General features: G+C 55.9%; 19 protein-coding genes. 11 read left to right on the forward strand and 8 right to left on the reverse strand.

Annotation, left to right across the window (positions count from 1 at the left end; genetic code table 11):
- Positions 1–89 precede the first annotated feature (89 nt).
- Positions 90–764 (reverse strand): DUF2115 domain-containing protein, encoded by a 675-nt coding sequence (locus METFOR_RS08275; protein ID WP_158491364.1) that lies wholly within the window; start codon positions 762–764, stop codon positions 90–92.
- 168 nt (positions 765–932) lie between these two features.
- Between METFOR_RS08275 and METFOR_RS08280 the strand changes: the two genes are divergently transcribed.
- The 4 genes from METFOR_RS08280 (at position 933) to METFOR_RS08295 (ending at position 5,600) form a co-directional block, all read left to right on the forward strand.
- Complete coding sequence (locus tag METFOR_RS08280; RefSeq protein WP_015285673.1) at positions 933–2,423, forward strand: 2-isopropylmalate synthase; 1,491 nt, start codon at positions 933–935, stop codon at positions 2,421–2,423.
- Positions 2,420–4,093, forward strand: coding sequence for a biosynthetic-type acetolactate synthase large subunit (gene ilvB, locus METFOR_RS08285; RefSeq protein WP_015285674.1), 1,674 nt, complete (start codon positions 2,420–2,422; stop codon positions 4,091–4,093). The genes METFOR_RS08280 and ilvB overlap by 4 nt, the downstream gene beginning before the upstream one ends.
- On the forward strand, positions 4,090–4,593 hold the full coding sequence (gene ilvN / locus METFOR_RS08290; RefSeq protein WP_015285675.1) for an acetolactate synthase small subunit: 504 nt from the start codon (positions 4,090–4,092) through the stop codon (positions 4,591–4,593). Before ilvB ends, ilvN begins: the two co-directional genes overlap by 4 nt.
- 98 nt (positions 4,594–4,691) lie before the next feature.
- Positions 4,692–5,600: an ATP-binding protein gene (locus METFOR_RS08295; RefSeq protein ID WP_015285676.1), complete on the forward strand. Its 909-nt coding sequence runs from the start codon at positions 4,692–4,694 to the stop codon at positions 5,598–5,600.
- Between the two features lie 48 nt (positions 5,601–5,648).
- Here METFOR_RS08295 and METFOR_RS08300 read toward each other — a convergent pair whose 3' ends face one another.
- Entirely contained in the window at positions 5,649–6,560 is a 912-nt protein-coding gene (locus tag METFOR_RS08300) for a sensor histidine kinase (protein ID WP_015285677.1), read from the reverse strand.
- A 719-nt stretch (positions 6,561–7,279) separates the two neighbouring features.
- On the reverse strand, positions 7,280–7,492 hold the full coding sequence (locus tag METFOR_RS08305; RefSeq protein WP_015285678.1) for a hypothetical protein: 213 nt from the start codon (positions 7,490–7,492) through the stop codon (positions 7,280–7,282).
- Positions 7,493–7,624: 132 nt separating this feature from the next.
- On the opposite strand from METFOR_RS08305, the gene METFOR_RS08310 reads away from it, so the two are divergent.
- Together METFOR_RS08310 and METFOR_RS08315 are read left to right on the forward strand one after the other, a co-directional pair.
- On the forward strand, positions 7,625–8,323 hold the full coding sequence (locus METFOR_RS08310; protein WP_048110891.1) for a PEGA domain-containing protein: 699 nt from the start codon (positions 7,625–7,627) through the stop codon (positions 8,321–8,323).
- 68 nt (positions 8,324–8,391) lie between these two features.
- Positions 8,392–8,883, forward strand: a complete 492-nt coding sequence (locus tag METFOR_RS08315; RefSeq protein ID WP_015285680.1) for a shikimate kinase — start codon at positions 8,392–8,394, stop codon at positions 8,881–8,883.
- Positions 8,884–8,941: 58 nt separating this feature from the next.
- Here the strand turns inward: METFOR_RS08315 and METFOR_RS08320 are convergent, their stop codons facing one another.
- Both METFOR_RS08320 and METFOR_RS15575 read right to left on the reverse strand, forming a co-directional pair.
- A complete protein-coding gene (locus tag METFOR_RS08320) occupies positions 8,942–10,579 on the reverse strand; it encodes a S41 family peptidase (protein WP_233504376.1) in 1,638 nt (545 codons plus the stop codon).
- Positions 10,580–10,704: 125 nt separating this feature from the next.
- Positions 10,705–10,866, reverse strand: coding sequence for a hypothetical protein (locus METFOR_RS15575; protein WP_158491365.1), 162 nt, complete (start codon positions 10,864–10,866; stop codon positions 10,705–10,707).
- Between the two features lie 192 nt (positions 10,867–11,058).
- Here METFOR_RS15575 and METFOR_RS08325 point away from each other — a divergent pair, with 192 nt between their 5' ends.
- Positions 11,059–11,856, forward strand: a complete 798-nt coding sequence (locus METFOR_RS08325) for a DUF4013 domain-containing protein (protein ID WP_158491366.1) — start codon at positions 11,059–11,061, stop codon at positions 11,854–11,856.
- Positions 11,857–12,187: 331 nt separating this feature from the next.
- On the opposite strand, the gene METFOR_RS08335 is transcribed toward METFOR_RS08325, so the two are convergent.
- A complete protein-coding gene (locus METFOR_RS08335) occupies positions 12,188–12,784 on the reverse strand; it encodes a hypothetical protein (protein ID WP_015285684.1) in 597 nt (198 codons plus the stop codon).
- A 490-nt stretch (positions 12,785–13,274) separates the two neighbouring features.
- Here METFOR_RS08335 and METFOR_RS08340 point away from each other — a divergent pair, with 490 nt between their 5' ends.
- Positions 13,275–13,925 carry a TMEM175 family protein gene (locus METFOR_RS08340; RefSeq protein ID WP_015285686.1) on the forward strand — a complete coding sequence of 217 codons (651 nt, stop codon included), beginning with the start codon at positions 13,275–13,277 and terminating at the stop codon, positions 13,923–13,925.
- Between the two features lie 89 nt (positions 13,926–14,014).
- Here the strand turns inward: METFOR_RS08340 and METFOR_RS08345 are convergent, their stop codons facing one another.
- On the reverse strand, positions 14,015–15,580 hold the full coding sequence (locus METFOR_RS08345) for an L-lactate permease (RefSeq protein WP_015285687.1): 1,566 nt from the start codon (positions 15,578–15,580) through the stop codon (positions 14,015–14,017).
- Positions 15,581–15,863: 283 nt separating this feature from the next.
- Here METFOR_RS08345 and METFOR_RS08350 point away from each other — a divergent pair, with 283 nt between their 5' ends.
- The 3 genes from METFOR_RS08350 (at position 15,864) to METFOR_RS08360 (ending at position 19,139) form a co-directional block, all read left to right on the forward strand.
- Positions 15,864–17,198 carry an ABC transporter substrate-binding protein gene (locus METFOR_RS08350; protein WP_015285688.1) on the forward strand — a complete coding sequence of 445 codons (1,335 nt, stop codon included), beginning with the start codon at positions 15,864–15,866 and terminating at the stop codon, positions 17,196–17,198.
- Between the two features lie 70 nt (positions 17,199–17,268).
- The gene (locus METFOR_RS08355; protein WP_015285689.1) at positions 17,269–18,147 is read left to right on the forward strand and encodes a branched-chain amino acid ABC transporter permease; all 879 of its coding nucleotides are present in this window, start codon (positions 17,269–17,271) and stop codon (positions 18,145–18,147) included.
- Positions 18,148–18,149: 2 nt separating this feature from the next.
- Positions 18,150–19,139, forward strand: a complete 990-nt coding sequence (locus tag METFOR_RS08360) for a branched-chain amino acid ABC transporter permease (protein ID WP_015285690.1) — start codon at positions 18,150–18,152, stop codon at positions 19,137–19,139.
- 69 nt (positions 19,140–19,208) lie between these two features.
- On the opposite strand, the gene METFOR_RS08365 is transcribed toward METFOR_RS08360, so the two are convergent.
- Entirely contained in the window at positions 19,209–19,904 is a 696-nt protein-coding gene (locus tag METFOR_RS08365; protein WP_015285691.1) for an ABC transporter ATP-binding protein, read from the reverse strand.
- Between the last annotated feature and the right edge of the window lie 4 nt (positions 19,905–19,908).

Consider the following 19,908-nt stretch of genomic DNA (forward strand, 5'->3'; position numbering starts at 1 on the left):
ATCTGCTATAAAATATACTCTTCTCTGACGGCAGGATCCCTGCACTGCCCCGGTCCGTTCAAAAAACCATAGAAAATCCGGTTCATCCTTCAGCCATTGAAGTTGTGATACCGGTAACAGTTGTCAATAAACTCCTGTTTGTTCCGTTCCGTAGGTTTCGTTGCGGGACGGAGGTACCCGATGGAGGGGGTCTGTTTCGCAGGACAGAACGGGCAGAGGGCAGCATCCACATCACTGGCTTTTTCCCGCACAGGACAATAATAGACTCCGCCCGTGTACTCCACCTCATCCCCGCCCGGAAAGGGCGTTCCCACGGCATGACCTGGTTCTTCGAGCACCAGCATGGAATACCCGGCAAGGAGATACTTGAGGAACCGGATTACCGGTAAATCCCCGCCTTCCTCATCACCGCATTGCCGTGCAACCATCTCCCAGTAGTTCTTCTGCGCCGGCAAGACCGGTTGTTTCAAAGTTTTATACACGCCCTGCTGGTTGTCAAGCCGGATCCGCTGGCATGTCCCGAGCAGGTACTCGGTGATTTTTGCGGTCAGCCGTTCGCGATAGGCAGGATCGAGGTCCCGGACTTTTGTCTCAAAATTTCTCTTCATCTGCTGGATGTCTGAAGGGGAATAGAGAAGGACAAGGCCGGCTATCCGCTCTCCCAGTTCCCCTCGTGTTGTTGCCCGCATCAGTTCCCTGCACTGGCGATCAACACGGGCATCAGGTATAATCTCTGGTGCAGGCTTTTTTCCGAATAATCCCATACACAGATTTTCTGACTGCAGGAACATGTGAACGGTGACGATATATTCTCTCCGGTTGCAATTGAATGCTGCCCGGGCGATAGAACATGTACATCCCGTTATGCTGAGTGGTGCAGCGAGATTTTTTATATGCACCATTCCAATGATTATTCATGGTGTATACCATGAGTGAGTGTTTTATTCGCCGATAATCTGCGCTTTTTCGACACAACATTACGGGACGGGGAACAGACTCCCGGCGTCTCGCTGAATCCCGAACAGAAATTTGAGATTGCATCCAGGCTCTCGGACATTGGCATCGATGTCATTGAAGCGGGATCTGCTGCTGCCTCGGATGGTGAGCGTGAAGCAATCCGCCGGATTGCGGAAGCCGGGCTGAAAGCAGAAATCTGTACGTATGTCCGTGCCCTCAGGGAAGATATCGATTACGCTGCGGACCTGGGCGCGGATTCGGTCCACCTCGTCATTCCGGTCAGCGACCTGCACATAACAAAGAAGCTGCGGAAGAACCGCGACCAGGTTGCGGCAATGGCATACGATGCAGTGGAGTACGCAAAAGGCCGCGGGCTCATTGTCGAACTTTCAGGAGAAGATGCATCGCGGGCTGACCAGAAATTCCTGCATGAGATTTTCTCCGGGGGAGTAGAGCGGGGGGCAGACCGGCTTTGCTTCTGCGACACGGTCGGTCTCCTGACACCAGAGAAGACCGCGGAATATATCCCGCCGCTTTCCGCGATCGCCCCGCTCTCGATCCATTGCCATGACGACCTTGGCTTTGCCCTGGCCAACACGATGGCAGCCTTAAAAGCCGGGGCCGGCTGTGCCCACGTGACCATCAATGGCCTTGGAGAGCGGGCAGGTAACACGCCCTTTGAAGAGGTTGTGATGGCACTCGAAGTACTGTACGGTTACCGGACACGGATCGTCGAGGAGAAGATCTACCCGCTCGCAAGCCTCGTATCCCGGCATACCGGTGTTGCGCTTGCCGTGAACAAGGCGATCGTGGGCGAAATGGCGTTCACGCACGAGAGCGGAATCCATGCCCATGGCGTCATGCGCGAACCCTCCACGTACGAATCGGTGAAACCCGAGATGGTGGGCCGCAAAAGGCGGATCGTTCTAGGCAAACATTCGGGTACCGCATCGGTCGAGGCTGCCCTGCATGAAATGAATTACAATGCCGACGAGAAGCAGGTAAAGGAGATCGTAAAACGGGTCAAGCAGCTTGGCGACGAAGGCAAGCGTGTCACGGATGCAGACCTGATGGCCGTAGCCGATGCCGTGCTCTCGATCGAGTGCAAGCCGGTCATCAAGATGCGGCAGTTCACCGCAACCTCCGGCAGCCACATGATCCCGACTGCTTCCGTAACGCTTGTTGTCAACGGGCAGGAGATGACCGGCGCGGCCACCGGTGACGGCCCGGTCGACGCAGCCATGGAAGTCCTCAGAAAATGCGTGAGTGATGTTGCCGATATCCGGCTTGAGGAGTATCATGTGGACGCGATCAGCGGCGGGACGGACGCTCTCGTCGAAGTAACAGTAAGATTAAGTAAGGACGGGAAGATAATTACATCACGCGGCGCCCGCACCGACATCATCATGGCATCCGTCGAGGCGATGATCGCCGGCATGAACAGACTATTGAGGGACAGAACATGAAGACCGGGGCAAAAATCCTCGTTGAATCGCTGCAGCGCGAAGGGACCGAGATCATTTTCGGGTACCCGGGCGGTGTAGTGCTGCCGATCTATGATGAACTCTACGACTCGTCACTTCGGCACATTCTCGTACGGCACGAACAGGCTGCCGCGCATGCCGCAGACGGCTATGCACGCGCAAGCGGTCGTGTAGGCGTATGCCTCGCAACGAGCGGCCCCGGTGCATGCAACCTTGTCACCGGCATAGCCACGGCGTACATGGACTCGGTCCCGATTGTCGCCCTTACCGGGCAGGTTCCGACAACCCTGCTGGGCAACGACGCGTTCCAGGAGTCTGACATCACTGGCATCACGATGCCGGTCACGAAACACAACTACCTTGTGAAGCGCACCGAGGACTTAAGCCGGGTTGTCAAGGAAGCGTTCTATATTGCGGGGACCGGCCGACCGGGCCCGGTGCTTGTCGATATCCCGAAGGATGTCAGCACCACCTCAGTAAAAGACATTCCCGTCCCTGATAAAGTCCAGCTCCGCGGCTACAATCCGACCTACTCCGGCCATAAGCGACAGATAGAGAAGGCACTCCAGCTGATCATGGCTGCCGAGCGGCCGGTCATCTACGCAGGAGGCGGGGTCATCCTCTCAAATGCATCAGCCGAACTCATTCGCATAGCAACGGAACTCGGGATTCCGGTGACGACAACGCTTATGGGCCTTGGCTGCATTCCCTGCGATCACCCGCTTAACCTCGGTATGCTCGGCATGCACGGTACAGAGTACGCGAACTTCGCGATCACCGAATGCGACCTTCTCTTCGCCATTGGGGTCCGGTTCGACGACCGGGTAACCGGCAAGACCGAGACCTTCGCCCCGCATGCAAAGATCATCCATATCGATATCGACCCGGCGGAGATCGGCAAGAACAAGCGTGTCGATGTGCCCATAGTCGGTGACACAAAGACGGTCCTTACGGACATGCTCGCCTGCATGAAGAAGAAGGGCATCCATGACGCCTGGATCAAGAAGATCAAACACTGGAAGCAGCACCACCCGCTCAAGTGCCCGGACGACGGGTGCCTCCACCCGCAGTATATCATCCGGCAGATGAGCGAGCTCCTAAAAGGCGACGCGGTGATCGTTTCAGAGGTCGGACAAAACCAGATGTGGACTGCCCAGCACTTCTGCTTCCGGCACCCCCGCACCTGGATCACGAGCGGCGGTCTTGGCACGATGGGGTACGGTCTCCCGGCTGCGATGGGAGCGCATTTTGCCCGGCCGGATCTCCCGGTCTTTGACATTGCCGGCGATGGCAGCATCCAGATGAACATCCAGGAGTTTGGCACCATCGCCCACTACAACATCCCGGTCAAGGTCGCGATCCTCAACAACCGGTATCTCGGCATGGTCCGGCAGTGGCAGGAGCTCTTCTATGACCGGCGGTATTCCTACACTGAGCTGCCATCCGTTGAATTTGTGAAGATCGCCAATGCATACGGCATTGAAGGAATCAGGATTGAGTCTCCCGACGAGGTCATGCCCGCACTGAAGGCTGCCGTTGAATGCAACGGCCCGTTCGTCCTGGACTTCCGGGTCGAGCGGGAGGAGAACGTCTTCCCGATGGTCCCGGCCGGTGCTGCGATCAATGAGATGATCGGGGGGCACCCGCGATGAAACCGCACACGCTCTCCGTCCTGGTCGAGAACAAGGCCGGTGTTTTGTCAAGAGTCACCGGGCTCTTCTCCCGGCGCGGATTCAACATCGAGAGCCTCGCTGTCGGCCCCTGCGAAGAGCCGGGCATGAGCCGGATTACCATTGTCGTTATTGGTGACGATGCCCAGGTCGAACAGGTAATGAAACAGCTCAACAAGCTCATCGACATCATCAAGGTCTCAGACCTTACCGGCAACGAACGGGTGGAGCGTGAACTGGCGCTCATCAAGGTGACCGCCGAAGTCGGAAGCTCCCGCGCAGAGATCATGCAGATCGCCGAGATCTTCCGGGCGCAGATCGTTGATGTCAGCCCGAAGTCACTCATCCTCCAGGTTATCGGTACCCCGCAAAAGATCGATGCCATGGAAAAACTACTCCGCCAGTATGGTGTGAAAGAATTCGTCCGGACCGGAACCGTCGGAATCCTCCGCGGGACCAAGAATGTCGCGGGCGGAAAATAATTCTTTTTTTCTATCTGCCTGATAGTTCATGCAGGCTATGTCCACACCCATACTTTGATATTATCTTTCTGCCCATTCGGTTTCAGGAGTGTGCAGATATGAAGCGGAACATTATCAGCATCGATGAGAAGAAATGCACCGGCTGCGGCCAGTGCATCCCCGACTGCCCAGAGGGAGCGCTCCAGCTCATCGATGGCAAGGCCCGGCTCGTGAGCGATCTCTTCTGCGACGGTCTTGGGGCCTGCATTGGTACCTGCCCGGAAGGTGCGATCAGCGTGATCGAACGCGAAGCCGAACTGTATAACGAGAAAGTGGTGATGGGGACCATCGCAAAACAGGGAAAACCGGTCATTAAGGCGCATCTTGAACACCTTGCCAGCCATGGGCAGGTTGGATACTATAATGATGCAATCGAGTTCCTGATCGAGAATGGTATCCCGATTCCCGATCATGAGCCCCCGGTGGCAAAGAAGCCGGCACCATTCGGTACAAGGTCAACCAGGAAAAATCCTCCTGCAGTCTGCCACGCGGGCCCCCATGAACCCAATCCATTTACCGGTTGTCCGGGTGCAGCGGACCGGGACATCCCGAGAGAAGTCCCGTATCCGGGACCAAAGCAGCCGGTTCCCGGCTCATCTTCTTCAGAGCTCCGGCAATGGCCGGTCCAGCTGGCGCTGCTGAACCCGGCTGCAGCGTACTTTAAGGATGCAGATCTTCTCGTTTCTGCTGACTGTGCCCCGTTTGCCTATGCCGGATTCCATGAGGACATTCTGAAAGGAAAGATCGTGATCATCTTCTGCCCGAAACTCGATGCGGATATTGAAGGCTACATCAGCAAACTTGCTGCCATCTTTTCCATGCATACGATCAAATCGGTCACGGTCATCCGCATGGAGGTACCGTGTTGCGGTGGAGTACGCTATGTGGTTGAGAAAGCCATGGAAAAAGCCGGCAAAAAGATCCCGCTTGAGGAAAAGACCGTCATGATAGACGGAAAACTCCGGTAACTTTTTTACCCGTTTTTAAAAAGAAAAGAGCCGTATGATATATCCGGATTATATCTGCCGGAAGACCCCCTTTGGCACCGCGATCTCGAACCGGGCACCCTGGCCGGGTGTGCCGGATTCCCAGATGGTGATGCCGGTCACGCCAAGTGTTTCCCGGATCAGGAAGAGACCGTAACCGGCGTGCTTCCGGCTGCCCCATTCCTTGGGGAAGAGATAGCCTTTCTTTTCCTGCGAGATCCCGACACCATCGTCTTCGAATAGGATCACCATCTTGTCATCCGCTTTCTTGCGGTAGATCCGGATCTGTGTAAGCTTGGGGCCGCCATATTTCAGCGAGTTGCTGATCAGGTAATAGAAGACCTTCTCAAGAAGTGGGTCAGCATAGATCTCCATGTCATGGACTTCCATATCGAAGCTGACATTGCCGAGGTCGACGCCGACTTTTGCCCGCATGATGGCATCGGCAACATTCTGCCATGACGGCGGAACAGCGCCGATGTCCTGGTATTCCTTGGTGAACTTGATCTGTCGGCGGATCCGGTCGATCGCCTCGTCAACGGCCCGGACAACGGGCGTCTTCTCGGCCTGCTCAAGGTTCCGGTGGAGTTGTGTCAACTCGTTGAGGATATCGTACCGGGTGATATTGTTGAGGAACATGAGCTTGCTGTTTGCCCGCTCCAGCGCATCCTGGAGCCGGCCCGTCTCTTTTGATACCTGCGTTACTTCATTCCAGCGACGGACGGCAAAGAAGACAAAGCCCACCGTGAGGAAGATTGCAGCAATGAAAAATGCACTTGTCTGCTGTGCACCGGACGATTCGAGAGCCCGGATCAGAACCTCCGGCAGGTTCATGAAATACGCAGCGATATACACGACCACGGCAAAGATGGCGATGATAAAAATGTCAACAAGCATCTTGAAGTGGGGCAGTCGTGCTATCTCTTTTGCCTCAGCACTCATACCGATATATCCACTGCCTGAAGTTATCAATTTTATCAATAGTCTCTTATTTTATTTCGCATCCGGGCACGAATTACTCCGTTACATCTCCTCCGCCCCGGGAGCGCGGAGCGTGCCGGAATGGATAACCGGCAGGTTCTATGAATCTCCGTAGTCGTGAAGTATTGCCCGTCATCCATGTACGCAATATATTCCTACTGGCATGGATAGAAGGGCAGGGCAACTGGACAACAACAGTTGCACGAATGGAGGAACAACAACCATGAAGATACTTACATGACAGGGAAACAACAATCAGATGCAGGCACCGCCATCCGGGGGAAAGGGCACTCCCGGGCAACAGAGGAGCGAAGCAGGATACAGCGCTGATAATGGAAGAGAGCGATCTTCAGACAGTGCAGGTGGCAACATGACCGCCCCCATGAGACCGGGCGGTATGAATGAAAAGGGAAATATGACACCCCCGGACTTCGGGAACAAGACCTCCCGGAAGTACGGCAACATGATGCCGTCGATGTTTGGGAATGAGACCGCGGGCAACCAGTCATCCCATGAGATGCGGGGCGGACATGGGTTTGCAGGAAACAGTATGGCCCCGACACCTCCGGACAACAGCAGTCGCTCGAAAGCCAGATCAACAGCATCATCAGTCAGGTACAGGCACAATTGTCTGGAAAGAAATAATCCGGATAAACAAAATTTTCTTTTTTATCCGGAAATCAGGAATCCCGCCAGTCCTGGCGGTCCAGCCAGACCATGTATCCAAGGGCGGTTGCAAGACAGAGGGCAACGAAAAGTGTTGGCATGTACCATTCCCGGGAGAGATACTTCAGCATGGCAGAAAGGACGAGCCCAAGACAGATGGCAACAAGCATCATGCTGGTCACTACCTTTGGATTCGTAAAAGTCTGATAAATCAGCTGGAGATCCATGATGTTCAGATTGAGTTGTAGGGTGGGATAAAAGAAAAAAGATTTGGGGGAGAGGTACAAAATGCAAATCTTCCTGACACAGCCCGTTGAACCAGGACTATCAGCCCAATTCATATACTCTTCCGGTTCCACGTGGAATACGAAGAGATGTCCCGCGTTCTTTCCCTGCTGATCCTTGCTCTTGCATGGATCATTGTCTGCGTTGCAGCATCCGGTTGCATCGCTCCCGCTGCACCTGCAACCATGACGGGGACCGGGAAGGAGGGCGGGGCTGTCACTATCGTGTCCCATCCTTCCGGCGCAGAGGTATCCCTTGACACCATAGTCCGGGGCCACACGCCGATAACACTGGAAGCCATTTCAGCCGGCAATCATACGGTCCGGCTTGCGTTGACCGGCTACGAATCCTGGTCAGGTTCTTTTTTTGTTGGTGGTACCAAGAACGAGATGATAACAGCAGATCTCATTGCACAGAATATCTGCGAGCCGGTTACAACCGCTGTGTCCGCAACGTTTCCTCGTGCAGCACCAGAGATCCATGTCGAAGGGTACTGGGAGTACCCGCAGGGAAGAGTAACAACGGAGAACCCGGTTCCGCTGGTTGTCCACACGGAGGCTTTCAATACTGGCTCGGCAGGTGCACGGGCAGTAAGTGTATCCGCCAATTTTTACTACCGTGGCCATATGGCCTGCTGGAACACTCTGTCCCTCGGGACTCTTGCGGTCGGGGGTCACGTGAGCCGAGACAGCCTTGTTACCTGCACACTGCCCCTGCCGATCTCTGAAGATAGTCTTGAACTGAAGTTCGAGAATATTGTAATACAAGAATAACCGGCTGCACGCAGGCGCAATAGTTGATAGGGATAGAATGAGATACGTCATACCAGGAGAGCCAGTTCGTGAAGAACATCGTCCTGATCGGCATGCCGGGAGCCGGAAAGAGCACTATCGGTGTTGTCCTTGCCAAGGCGCTGAAAAAGAAGTTTGTTGATACGGACCTCCTCATTCAGGAAGAGACAGGACGAGCCCTGCAGGAGATCCTTGATACAGACGGCACAGCAACATTCCGGAAGATTGAGGAAGATGTCATCATCTCGCACAGGTTCCATAACACGGTGATTGCAACCGGGGGGAGTGTTGTCCTGAGCCCGAAAGCAATGGAGCACCTTAAAACGGATGGGATAATCGTGTACCTGAAGGTCTCACTTCCGGAGATCGAGAAAAGACTGGTCAACATCAGAACACGGGGCATCGTGCTGGAGACAGGCCAGACACTTCAGGCTGTTTACGACCAGCGGGTGCCGCTGTACGAGCAGTATGCCGACATCACGGTCGACTGCTCCGGCCATGACTTCGAACGGGTTGTCGCGAAGATCCTGGAACGGATGTGACAGACAAAGAACCGTGAGTTACTGGAAAAACAAAGGGAGATATCTTCCGATGAAACAATCATTTTTTCCGTAACAGGATAATCCCGCTGACTGCCAGTACCGCAACAAGGACACCGAGCAGCGTCTTTTTTGCCGGGGTCGTGGGGACCGTGGTTGAAACCGGCTGCTTGGAATCCAGCCAGTCCATTACGTATGTCAGCTGGACGTCCTCGCCTGCTATGGCCCGGGCAAGAGTCGCTTCGTTCAGCGGGACACGGACCGTAGGTGAAACTCCTCCTTTGAGAACTGCGTTACTATCAACCTGGATCGTCCCGTGCTCGTCCAGCGAGGCGCCATCCGGGAAGAGGATATACATCCCGAGCGGGAGCGCAGCCTGGAAATTGTTCATGCCGAACGCCCCGTTGGACCCGTAGAAGGAGACAATCGCCCCGGTACCTGAGCGGACAAACACGTTCGGGACACCTTCACCCGAACTTATCGTATCGGGAGATACCATGACCGCGACCGGGCCTTCGTACCGGACTGCCTGCGGCTGCGACCAGGCCTCGGTCAGAACCGGGAACTGTTTTGTGCCGGGATCGTACTTCGTGCCGTACTCGTAGAAGACCGGCCGGTCAACGAACCAGCCGGCCATGCAGGCCGCAAGGTTGTCGTCCCCGCCGCCATTGAACCGGAGGTCGAGGACAATGCCGGGGGACTTGTTCGCGATGGCCGAGAGCATCGCGGCCTTAAACGGCTGGTACACTTCATAACGTTCTTCGTACACGGCAATGTAAGTGTACCCGTTCCGGAGAGTCTTCACCGTCACGATATCGTTGCTGACCTGCGGGCGGATGCCGTGGAGCTGGTCATCGGTGCCAATGTCATTGACTGCCTTTCCGAGATAGAACGTGCCCTGTGTGAGCGTATCGTACCGGTCATCATATGCGGTCAGGTTCAGGACCCGGGGGTGGGGGATGGAACCGTACGTGATTTTCACCAGAGCAGGTGTGCCGATCGGGGCACGGATGAGGAGCCGGGTCTTCTGGACCCGGATGCCCTCTTCGGTCGAGGGCTTCTTGTACGCCCAGATGAACGAGGTCGCATTAATGGCGTCGTGGATCTCAACGCCGTTCCAGCCGGTCACTTCGTCACCGGACCGGATACCGGCCTGTTCGGCGGCACTCCCGTTTGCCACGTATGCCACGACAACATCGCCGGAGTCCAGCTGCACGAGCGATATCCCGTACCCGCCCCCGATATCCGCATACTTTGCGCCAAAGTCGCCTTCGTTCGGGAGGACATTCACGTGCCCGTCCGGGATCGCGTACAGGTATCCCCGGATCGCCCGGTAATACGCGGCTTTGTCCTGTGCCTTTTCAGCTGCCTTCACCGCAGGCTCCCGGGTAGTATAGAGCTCGTCCCAGTCAATGTTCTTCCACTGCGAGAAAGCATAGCGCTCCTTCATCAGGGAATGGAGTGAAGAGAATGCGTGGCTCCAGGTGTTGTTGGTGAAGTCCGCAGGAGGCGTCATGTTCGCTGCAATGGGTGCAAAGGGGGCGTTTGCATCCTCCGTGTATGCCGTCTCATTGCCCTGCTCGAAGATGGCGCAGGTGTCCTTCCAGACCGTGAGGCTGCCCGGGTCTGCGGCCAGGGCGGGAGCTGCTACAAGGATGAGTGAGAGAAGGGTAACAACGACACGAAACCGGTGTACCACATTCGTTCTACACTCGCCGGGGGAAGGGGAAGCAGGACTCATGCTGCTTCTCTATTATCGTGCATTCGGTTAAGGTATTTTCCCCTACGACCGGATGCCGGGCATACAAAAAAGGGAAAGACTGGTCACCATGACTTCCATCCCCGGGATTTGTACTTCCGCAGGAGTTCGCCAAATTTTCGGAAAAACTGTTTCTCTTCAAGCCGGAATCCCTTGTTGAGCTGCCGGCGGGCACGAGATGTATCATGGCGGTACCAGAACCGGGTTGTCTTCACGGTATCTGACATACCTGATTGTTTTTTCTGGCTCTTTTCCATTCTTTGTGGTCGCGGGCTGCGTACCAATCGTCGGAACTTCCCTCGTTCAACCATATGGCCGGTGCGCGATCCGCTGCCACGAGTGCCCCGGGGCCATGAACGCTGCGAAAAACGTGCCTTTTGGCCAATGCACTTATTATCCCGGACTTATGACCGATGAATATGGATAACGGAATCCTCGTTACCGAATCGTTCAGCTATGCAAAGGAGACTCTTGCCGGGAAATGGACCCGCTGGCTCACCTTCATCATCTGCGGCCTCCCTATGGCGCTCCTCCCGTTCGTCTTCGATCCGGAGAAGATCGCAGTGGCTACCAAGTTCAGCTGGGACCTCATCCCGATCAGGGAGATCGCAGCCCTGATGATCGCTGCCTTCCTTCTCTCGTTCATCACCTCGGGTTACCTGGCCCGGATCTACCGGGGCGCAGCAACCCCGCCGGAGTTCGACAACTGGGGCCCGCTTTATATTGACGGGATTAAGATCGCCGTGACAGGGATCCTCTGGTTCATTCCGGTAATCCTTGCCTTTGCGCTGATGGTTGTATTCGCTATCCTTGGCTTATCGCATGACAGCCCCCTGCCCGGGCCTCTTGGCATCGGCCTTGTCATCATCTTTGTCATTCTCGCGATCGCCCTTGCCATCATCGCACTGCTTTACAGCATGATGGGCATCATCCGCTGTGCCCGCACGGGGAGCATCCGCGAGGGTATCCGCTTCACAGCCATTACGGAGACCCTGAAGTCCATCGGCTGGGTGAACTACATCATCGCTCTCGTTATCCTCTTCGTCATCGGGATCGTATTCTTTTTCGCCCTGAGTGCCATCTCCCTCATCCCGTACGTGGGAGATATCATCCAGCTCGTCTTCATCCCATTCTATACAGTATTCTCGGCCCGGTACATGACCCGGGTGTACGAGCACAGCGAATCGCAGGCAGCGGCGCCGGTTGTGACGGGTTAGATTTTTTTCTTTTTTAATAGAGTCCGGGCACCGGACTGTCATTTTTTACATGCTCTGCTGAAGCTCGTTCTGAAAAAAGGGCTGATTGTGCGCAAATCTTAAAACAAATCTCTGAAACCGGAACTTCCGAAACAAGATAGAATTCTTCCTGTTATGATCGCCCCCCTTGCGCCAGCCCGCCCCGGGGCGCCCTTCGGGGCGGCGGCCGTTCATCACAAATGGGGGTATGGGGGCATCAGCCCCCATCGATACTTCAAAGGATTTCAACACAGCGAAATTTTTTAATGCTATCCCGGAACAAAACAAAAACCAGAATAAAAAAAGAGAGAAATTACTTAATCTTTGCCGCGGCCTTGCCGGCAACAGTCTTCAGCACCTCATAATCGCTGGCAGTGCCGTTTGCGTACAACTCCTCATATACATCATACTTCACGAATGCGATAATGTAAACGTCAAAAGGTTCGCCGGGTTGGGTCACTTTCAGCGCACTGCTCGCATCACCGATGCCGGGCGACGGCAGGTCTACAATCGTGACATTCCTGTCTTCGATTGTCCAGTTCTTGAAGCTCGACACGGTGTCGAGGACAATGAGCGTGATATTTTCCGCTGGGTACACGGAAATCAGCTGGTCGAGCCCGCGGGCATCCGGGCCCCGGACCTCAAAGGAGACTCCATATCCTTTCTTCCAGCCCTTTCCCAGCGCCCATTCCCGCATGTCTGATGCGTTCCGCTGGAATTCCTCCACCAGCATGAAGTTCGCCGGGAGATCGGATAGCTGCAACGCCATCTTCGCGGGTTCGAGGGTCGAGAGTTTCTGCCCGGGTGCGGGCTGTGCGGGAGCTGTATTCGTGCAGCCCGCAATACCGGCACAGAGGATAAGTGCAATGGACATGAGTACGATCATGAAGTAAAAAGACAGTTTTCTCATGGTAATGCATGCCCCGGCAAAACGGTTAAGGGTTACCCGCAAAAGGGAGCCGGGCTGCGACAGGGCGACTTCCCGTTGTTAAAAAATAAGAGAGAATATGTCGCTTCAGCTGACCAGCACACCGACAAGCGCACCGGCAATCGCCGCAGCGGCAGCAATGGCGCAGGTCTCAAGGATGGTCCGGAACATGGGCATCTCGCCAGAGCATTGCCAGATCGAGTTTTTCATCCTGCAGAAAGGGGAAGGACCCGGGGACGTGTTCATGTGAAATACCCCCGGCAACACTGTGTAAAAATTATGGTGACAAGTGTAATCTGGAATAATATTTAAGCATGGGTAAAAGGTGAGCGAGACAGCCGTTTTTTCAAGAGTCAAATCTGGCTTGGCCACCACCGTCGGGGTTCCGCTGCGCGCAGGATCCTGCAATGCAACAGGGATCTTGCTGGCAGCAACCATTATTCCTTATGGGCGCTGAACTCTCCGGCAGTCCATGACAGAAGAAACCTCTTCATTCGGGACCATGCACCTCACGAAGAGCCGGCTCGAATCGCTCTCCGATGGGATCTTCGCGTTCGCGATGACCCTGCTTGTTATCAGTATCAACCTGCCGGATAAGTCCCGGATCGTGCAGTCGCAGGCATATGCAACGCACCTCATCCTCTCGCTGTACTCGGATTTCTTCCACTATGTCCTCGCTTTCCTCATCCTCGGAGCATTCTGGCTGAGCCACCACATTATGATCCACCCGGTAAAAACTCTTGACCGTATCTTTATCTGGCTCAACCTCGGGACCCTGCTCTTTGTCTCCCTCCTTCCTTTCTCCACTTCATTTGCGGGAGATTTCCCGGATACTTCTCTTGGCGCGATAGTCTTCGAGGCCAATCTCCTTGCTATTGGCCTTGGAATGTTCTGCCAGTGGAAGTACGCAACCAGCAGCCACCGGCTTGTAGGGGCTGAGCTTCCGGATGAATTCATCCGGCACGTAGCCTTGGGCACGCTCGTTGTCCCCGGGATCTCGTTCCTCGGCATTCTTATTGCCCTGACGGGAAACCTCTACAGCCAGGCTGTATACCTGATGCTCCCTTTTGTGGGATTCCTGCTCCACCATTATCACCGCAATGACCGGGTTTCTTCAGCCTGATCCGGCCCCGGCGTTTTCTTTTCGCATCGTTTCATTAAACGGAATTTTTCCGCTGATGCTCGTGCACGGTCAGGCACGACGGGCCTGCATCAGAGAGCCAGCATCACACAGAGCATAACACCGATAGTGAGGGTGAGCGCAACCGCCACCGGGGCAACACGGCGGACAACCTCGCCCTCGATACCTATCTTGTCGATGACAGCAGCCGCGTTGATGATCTTTGCCACAGCAACACCGGAAGCAACTCCCCCGGCCGTTGCATGCGCCGCGTATACGGGCATGAAGTCAAGCGAGAGGACATTTGTCGATTTGTCGATAATGCCGTAGAACATCACGTTCGAAGAGGCCTCGCTGCCGGAGATGAACGATCCAAAGAGTCCCAGCAGTGGGGAGATGAGCGGGAACCCAACACCAAACGTCAGGGCGAGCGTGAGTCCGATGACCGCGTTCATGTTCAAGGCGTCTGCACCGGGCAGGAACGAGAGGGTTCCGCCAACGACCGACCGGCCGGACCAGTCCATAACATACGCAATGGCAAAGAAGACCATGGCAGCGAGTGTCGGGCTCCAGGCCCTTTTCACCCAGAGCGAGAGGATGTCCTTTGCCTCAGTACGGTTCCGGACAAGGAACGGGGCGGAGATGAGCGTACTTACAACCACCCAGAAGTAGGCCTGGTTGAGGAGCTTTAAGTCAATGACCTTGTCGGCAATGACCGGAACCTTCTGCACGGGACCCAGTATAGCATAGAGCCCTGACTGGATGAGCGGGATGCTAATGATGACGGCAAACGAAACAAGGAGGATCCAGGGGAAAGCCGCCTTCCAGAGCGGCATACTGCCCTCCGGAAGGGGGATGGCCGGGGCAGCGTCTATCGGTTTTCCCCGCAGGGCCCGGAGGAGGAAGAGGACGATGATAGTCACGAGTCCTGAGAAGACGCCCACGAGGCCGATGGCGGAGGCAGGAAGGATAGCTACAAAGAGGATAGCGGAGAAACCGAGCGTCAGGCCGGCAAGGAGTGCCGTGAAAAGCCCCTTCTTCACACCTTCAAATCCATCGGCAATCCAGAGCATGCCAAGCGCGATACCGGTAGAGATGACGGGAAGGAACAGTGCCACCTGGCAGCCAAGCGCTTTTGCGTCAAAACCAAAGGCAGCGGCGGGGATCGTGATGGGGACTGCAAGGAGCGAGAAGGAGGTGAGCGGGTCATACCCGAGGCAGGGCAGGGCAACAGCCGCAAGGGGGGAGAAGCCGAGCGCCATCATGATGGGCGGGAGCATCGTGACCGGCGTGGCACCAATCGAGACCAGGAACGACCCGAATCCCACGTTCAGGATCATGATCTGCTCGTAGCGCTCGGCCGCGATTGATTTGACGTATGCGGTAATCCGGCTGATCGCCCCGGTCAAATCCATCATCGTTACCTGGAGAATGGTGAAAAGGACCATGAGTGATATACCAAACGACGAGAGAATACCGGCCCAGGATGCTGCAAGCGCAACGGAGAGTGAGGTCTGGAAGAAGATCACGGCAATGACGACCGTCAGGAGCCAGCCCAGGATCGCCATCAGCGTACCCGATTGTTTCAGGAAGACGAGCCCGATGAAGATCAGGATAATGGGAAGGATGGCAAGAAGGAACAGGAAAGCAAGATCCACAATGAACTACCCGGTGAGTCTGTCCTGAGCTGTTGGACAGGATCAAGGAAAACCATATCGTTTTGGTGCGGCACAACCGGAATCCGTTCAACGGAACATCATCGCCGCGTTTGGAAGGTATGATGTTCGATAACCCTGATTTGGATACCGTGCGCCCCCTTTCTTTGATACGACAAACATCCTGAGGTGCACCACCCCGGAGATAAACCGATAATTATTATTACGCCAGCGACCACCAATTCTTTGTCATGCTATATCATAGCATAGAAGGGAAGGGAGTTCCATGAAATATTCTGTTCTCATTATTGCGGCCCTGCTAATCGCGGCCGCATGCATTGCCGGTTGTACACAGCAGCAGGCATCAACACAGTCCTCGCCCGCTGCATCGCAGGACACGATTAAGATCGGCGTCATCGCATCTCTGACCGGGCCTGCAAGCAATGTCGGCACCAACATGTGGCAGTCGGCGCAGGTTGCTGCTGAAAAAATCAATGCTGCGGGCGGGGTTACAGTAAAAGACGGCGCAAAAAAACAGGTAAAGCTGATTGTGGGAGACGATGAATCAACCCAGGCCGGCGGCCAGAAGGCTGCAACCAAACTCATTACCGATGACAAAGTCGACATTCTTGTCGGGGGATACTCGAGCGCCGTGACCTCGGCGTACGAACAGACCATTGCCGAGTACAAGGTGCCGTATATCGTGACAGGCGCATCAAGCCCGATCATCACGCACCGGACCGACATCGACACGAGCTATGTCTTCCACCACTGCCCGACTACCGACACCTACGGGGAATACACGACAACATTCATCGATGAGGTCGTCCGGGCGGCCGTGAACAAGAAACTCGGCACTGCATCCGACCGGCCGTTCCGGCTTGCGGTCCTGTACCAGGACACCGCGTTTGGCAAAGGTGTCCAGACTGCGGTAAACAATACCATCACAAAGAAGAACCTCAACATCGTGCTCGTCTCCCAGCAGAGTTTCAAGATGGGCGAGAGCGACTTCCGCACCCAGCTGACCGCGATCAAGGCGGCAAAGCCGGACGCAGTCTATATCGCGGCGTTCCCGAACGAGGGCGCCCCGGCCATTGTGCAGGCCCGGCGGGACATCAGCCTGAACACCATCTTCCTTAATGTCGAAAACAATGACAATGCCCAGTTCTACAAGGACGTCGGGCAGTACGGCGAGTATGGCGTGATCGAAAGCCGGTTCTCGCCCTACACCGCACCTGCGGGGGCTGTTGCAACGGCACAGGACGGGTTCAAGCAGGCGTACTACAAGAAGTTCGGGACCTACCCGGACATGATGGGTGCGTCCACGTATGAAGGGGTGTTCATCGCTGCGGAGGCAATCAAATCCGCGGGAAGTACCGACAAGACCGCAGTCCGGCAGGCACTCACGACCCTGAAGATGCCGCAGGTCATTGAAGCAATGAAGGACTCGACCATCTCGTTCTCGTCTGACTTCCGCGAATCCTCGTTCGACCTCTGGATGGAGCAGCTCTATATGGATGCAGCGGCCGGTGAAACGCGGCCGAAGATCGTCTGGCCCGACAACCTGAAGACAACGGAGTTTGTCCTGCCGTCCTGGTACGAAGCGGGAAGCAGCGTATAAAGCATACCATCCCTTTTTATTCCGGGCATCATGATCATCTCCCTATACACAGGCAGGTGCTGATCGGCTCATGGACGAGATCTCCATCATCCTCCAGATCCTTTTCTGGGGACTCTATGCCGGGTGTATCTATATCCTGCTTGCCACGGGGCTGAACCTGATCTTCGGCGTCATGAAGGTCGTCAACTTTGCGCATGGCGAGTTCCTGATGGTGGGCGCATACATCACCTTCACCGTCTTCCTTTTAACCGGCTTCAACCCATATGTCATCCTCCTCCTCTCGATGCTCGCGCTTGTCGGAATTGGCGCCGTGGTCGAACGGCTCTGCTTCCGCCCCATTCTCGGGACCGGCAAACTCAACGAGATCTTCCTCTCCATCGGCCTCATCTACATCTTCCAGAACGGGGCCGCCATGATCTGGGGGGATGCGTGGCAGAGCGTCAAGAGCCCGTATGACGGTATTACGGTACCAGTCGGCCCGTTGTCCGTTCCGCTTGATTATATCATTATCATGGTCGTGACAGCTCTGGTCCTCTGCGGGCTGTACCTCTTTTTGAAAAAGACGACCATTGGCATGCAGATGCGGGCAACGAGCCAGAACCGGAAGGGCGCAATGCTGGTCGGTATCGATGTGGAACGGATCGATGTCATCAGTTTCGGCCTCGGCTGTGCGCTTGCGGCGGCGGCTGGAACACTCTGGGTGGTGAGCGGGCAGGTCTTCAACCCGTACATGGGCGCGATCCCCGCAGTCAAGGCCTTTGCCATCATCATCCTTGGCGGCCTCGGGAGTATCCCCGGGGCCATCATCGGGGGACTCCTGATGGGCCTTGCCGAGAACGGCGCCGCATTCCTGCTGGGGGGGATCTGGAAAGACGCGGTCTCGTTCATCGTCCTGATCGTTGTTCTTGCAATACGGCCGACCGGGCTCTTTGGCGGGAAGGAGGGGTGAAGATGCTGACGAATATTTCGCCGTCGCTCCGGTACGTGACTGCCCTTGCGCTCATCGCCGCATTAACGCTCCCCTTCCTCACCGACAACATGTTTGTCGTGAACCTTGCCGTCCTGATGATGATCGCCATCATCTTCGCTTCGGCCTGGAACCTTCTCGCCTGCTCGGGCCAAGGGTCACTGGGCCACGCAGCGTTCTTTGGCATCGGGGCGTACGCATCCACTCTGGTTGCTGTGACGCTCGGGATCACACCGTTCATTACCATCTTCATGGGGGCAGGAGTGGCTGCAGTCATCGGGATCCTCATCGGCCTTACCTGCGTGCGACTGAAGGAGTGGTTCCTTGCCATGGTCACATTCGGGTTCGCCATCATCGTCCAGACGCTCGTGGTCAGTGTGCTTGCGCCCATGACCGGAGGATGGGACGGGATACCTTCGCCCCGGCTTGTCAGCCCTGCCATTCCGGGCTACCAGCTGATCGAATACTATGCCATCCTCCTCATCACCATCGCGACCATCATCGCCATCTGGTATATTATGCGCTCGAAGGCCGGTCTCGCGTTCCTCGCGATCCGCGAGAACGAGACTGAGGCGCGGGCTGCCGGGATCAACCCGGTCCGGTACCGGCTCATTGCGTTTGCTATCTCCGCGTTCATCGCGGGGATCGCCGGGGCGCTCCAGATCCACCATATCGGGTACATCACGCCAGAGTTATTCGGTGTCGACAACTCGTTCTGGCCAATCACCTATGTCATTCTCGGCGGACTGGGCACCATCGCAGGCCCTGTTATCGGCACAGTCGTGCTGACGGTCATCTGGGAAGGGCTCAAAGAGACTGGCATGACCTTTGCCCGGTATGTCATCATCGGCATCATCCTCATCCTGACGATCATCTTCCTGCCAAAAGGGCTCGTCAGCCTGCCGGAACATCTTAAAGAATGGAAAGCACGGAAGAACGGAAAAACGGAAATACTTCCTTCGACTGGAAAATAACAGGGACTCATTTCCAGTTTTTACGGGTTTAGACCGGTACCAGGTAGCCGGAGCGTTTCCTGTCCCGGATCAAATCCCCAGGTACGCTTTCTGGATCCGGGGGTCGTTGAGAAGCATTTTAGACTTCCCCTCTTCAACGATCCGGCCATTCTCGAGAACATAGCCCCGTTCGCACATGGCAAGGGCATTCCGGACATTCTGCTCTAAGAGGAGGACGGTCATGCCCTCGCGGCCAAGGTGTTCTAACGCACGGAAAACCTGGCCGGTCAGGAGCGGAGAGAGGCCGGTGGAAGGCTCATCAAGGATCAGGAGCCGGGGCTCTGACATGAGCGCCCGGCCGATAGCAAGCATCTGCTGTTCACCGCCGGAGAGCGTCCCTGCCTCCTGGCGCTCCCGTTCCCGGAGGACCGGAAAGAGGCGGAATACGCGGTCAAGGGCTCCTTCCCGATGCGGATTCTGTGTCCCGCCCAGCAGGAGGTTTTCGATAACGGGCATGGACGGGAAGATCTCGCGTTTCTCGGGAACGAGAGCGAGACCCCGGGTAAAGAGCTCATACGGCGGACGGCCAAGCACCTCCTGTCCGTCGAACACAACCGATCCGGTGGCCCGCTTGTTCAGGCCGGCAATGGTCTCGACCGTGGTCGTCTTGCCGGCGCCGTTGGGGCCGATCATGGTCACAAGCTCTCCCTTGTTGACATGGAACGAGAGGTCCCAGACTACCTGGAGATTACCGTGAAAGACATTAAGGTGGGAGACTGAGAGCATGGCA

Origin of the sequence: Methanoregula formicica SMSP (genome assembly GCF_000327485.1) — an archaeon.
Classification (GTDB): domain Archaea; phylum Halobacteriota; class Methanomicrobia; order Methanomicrobiales; family Methanospirillaceae; genus Methanoregula; species Methanoregula formicica.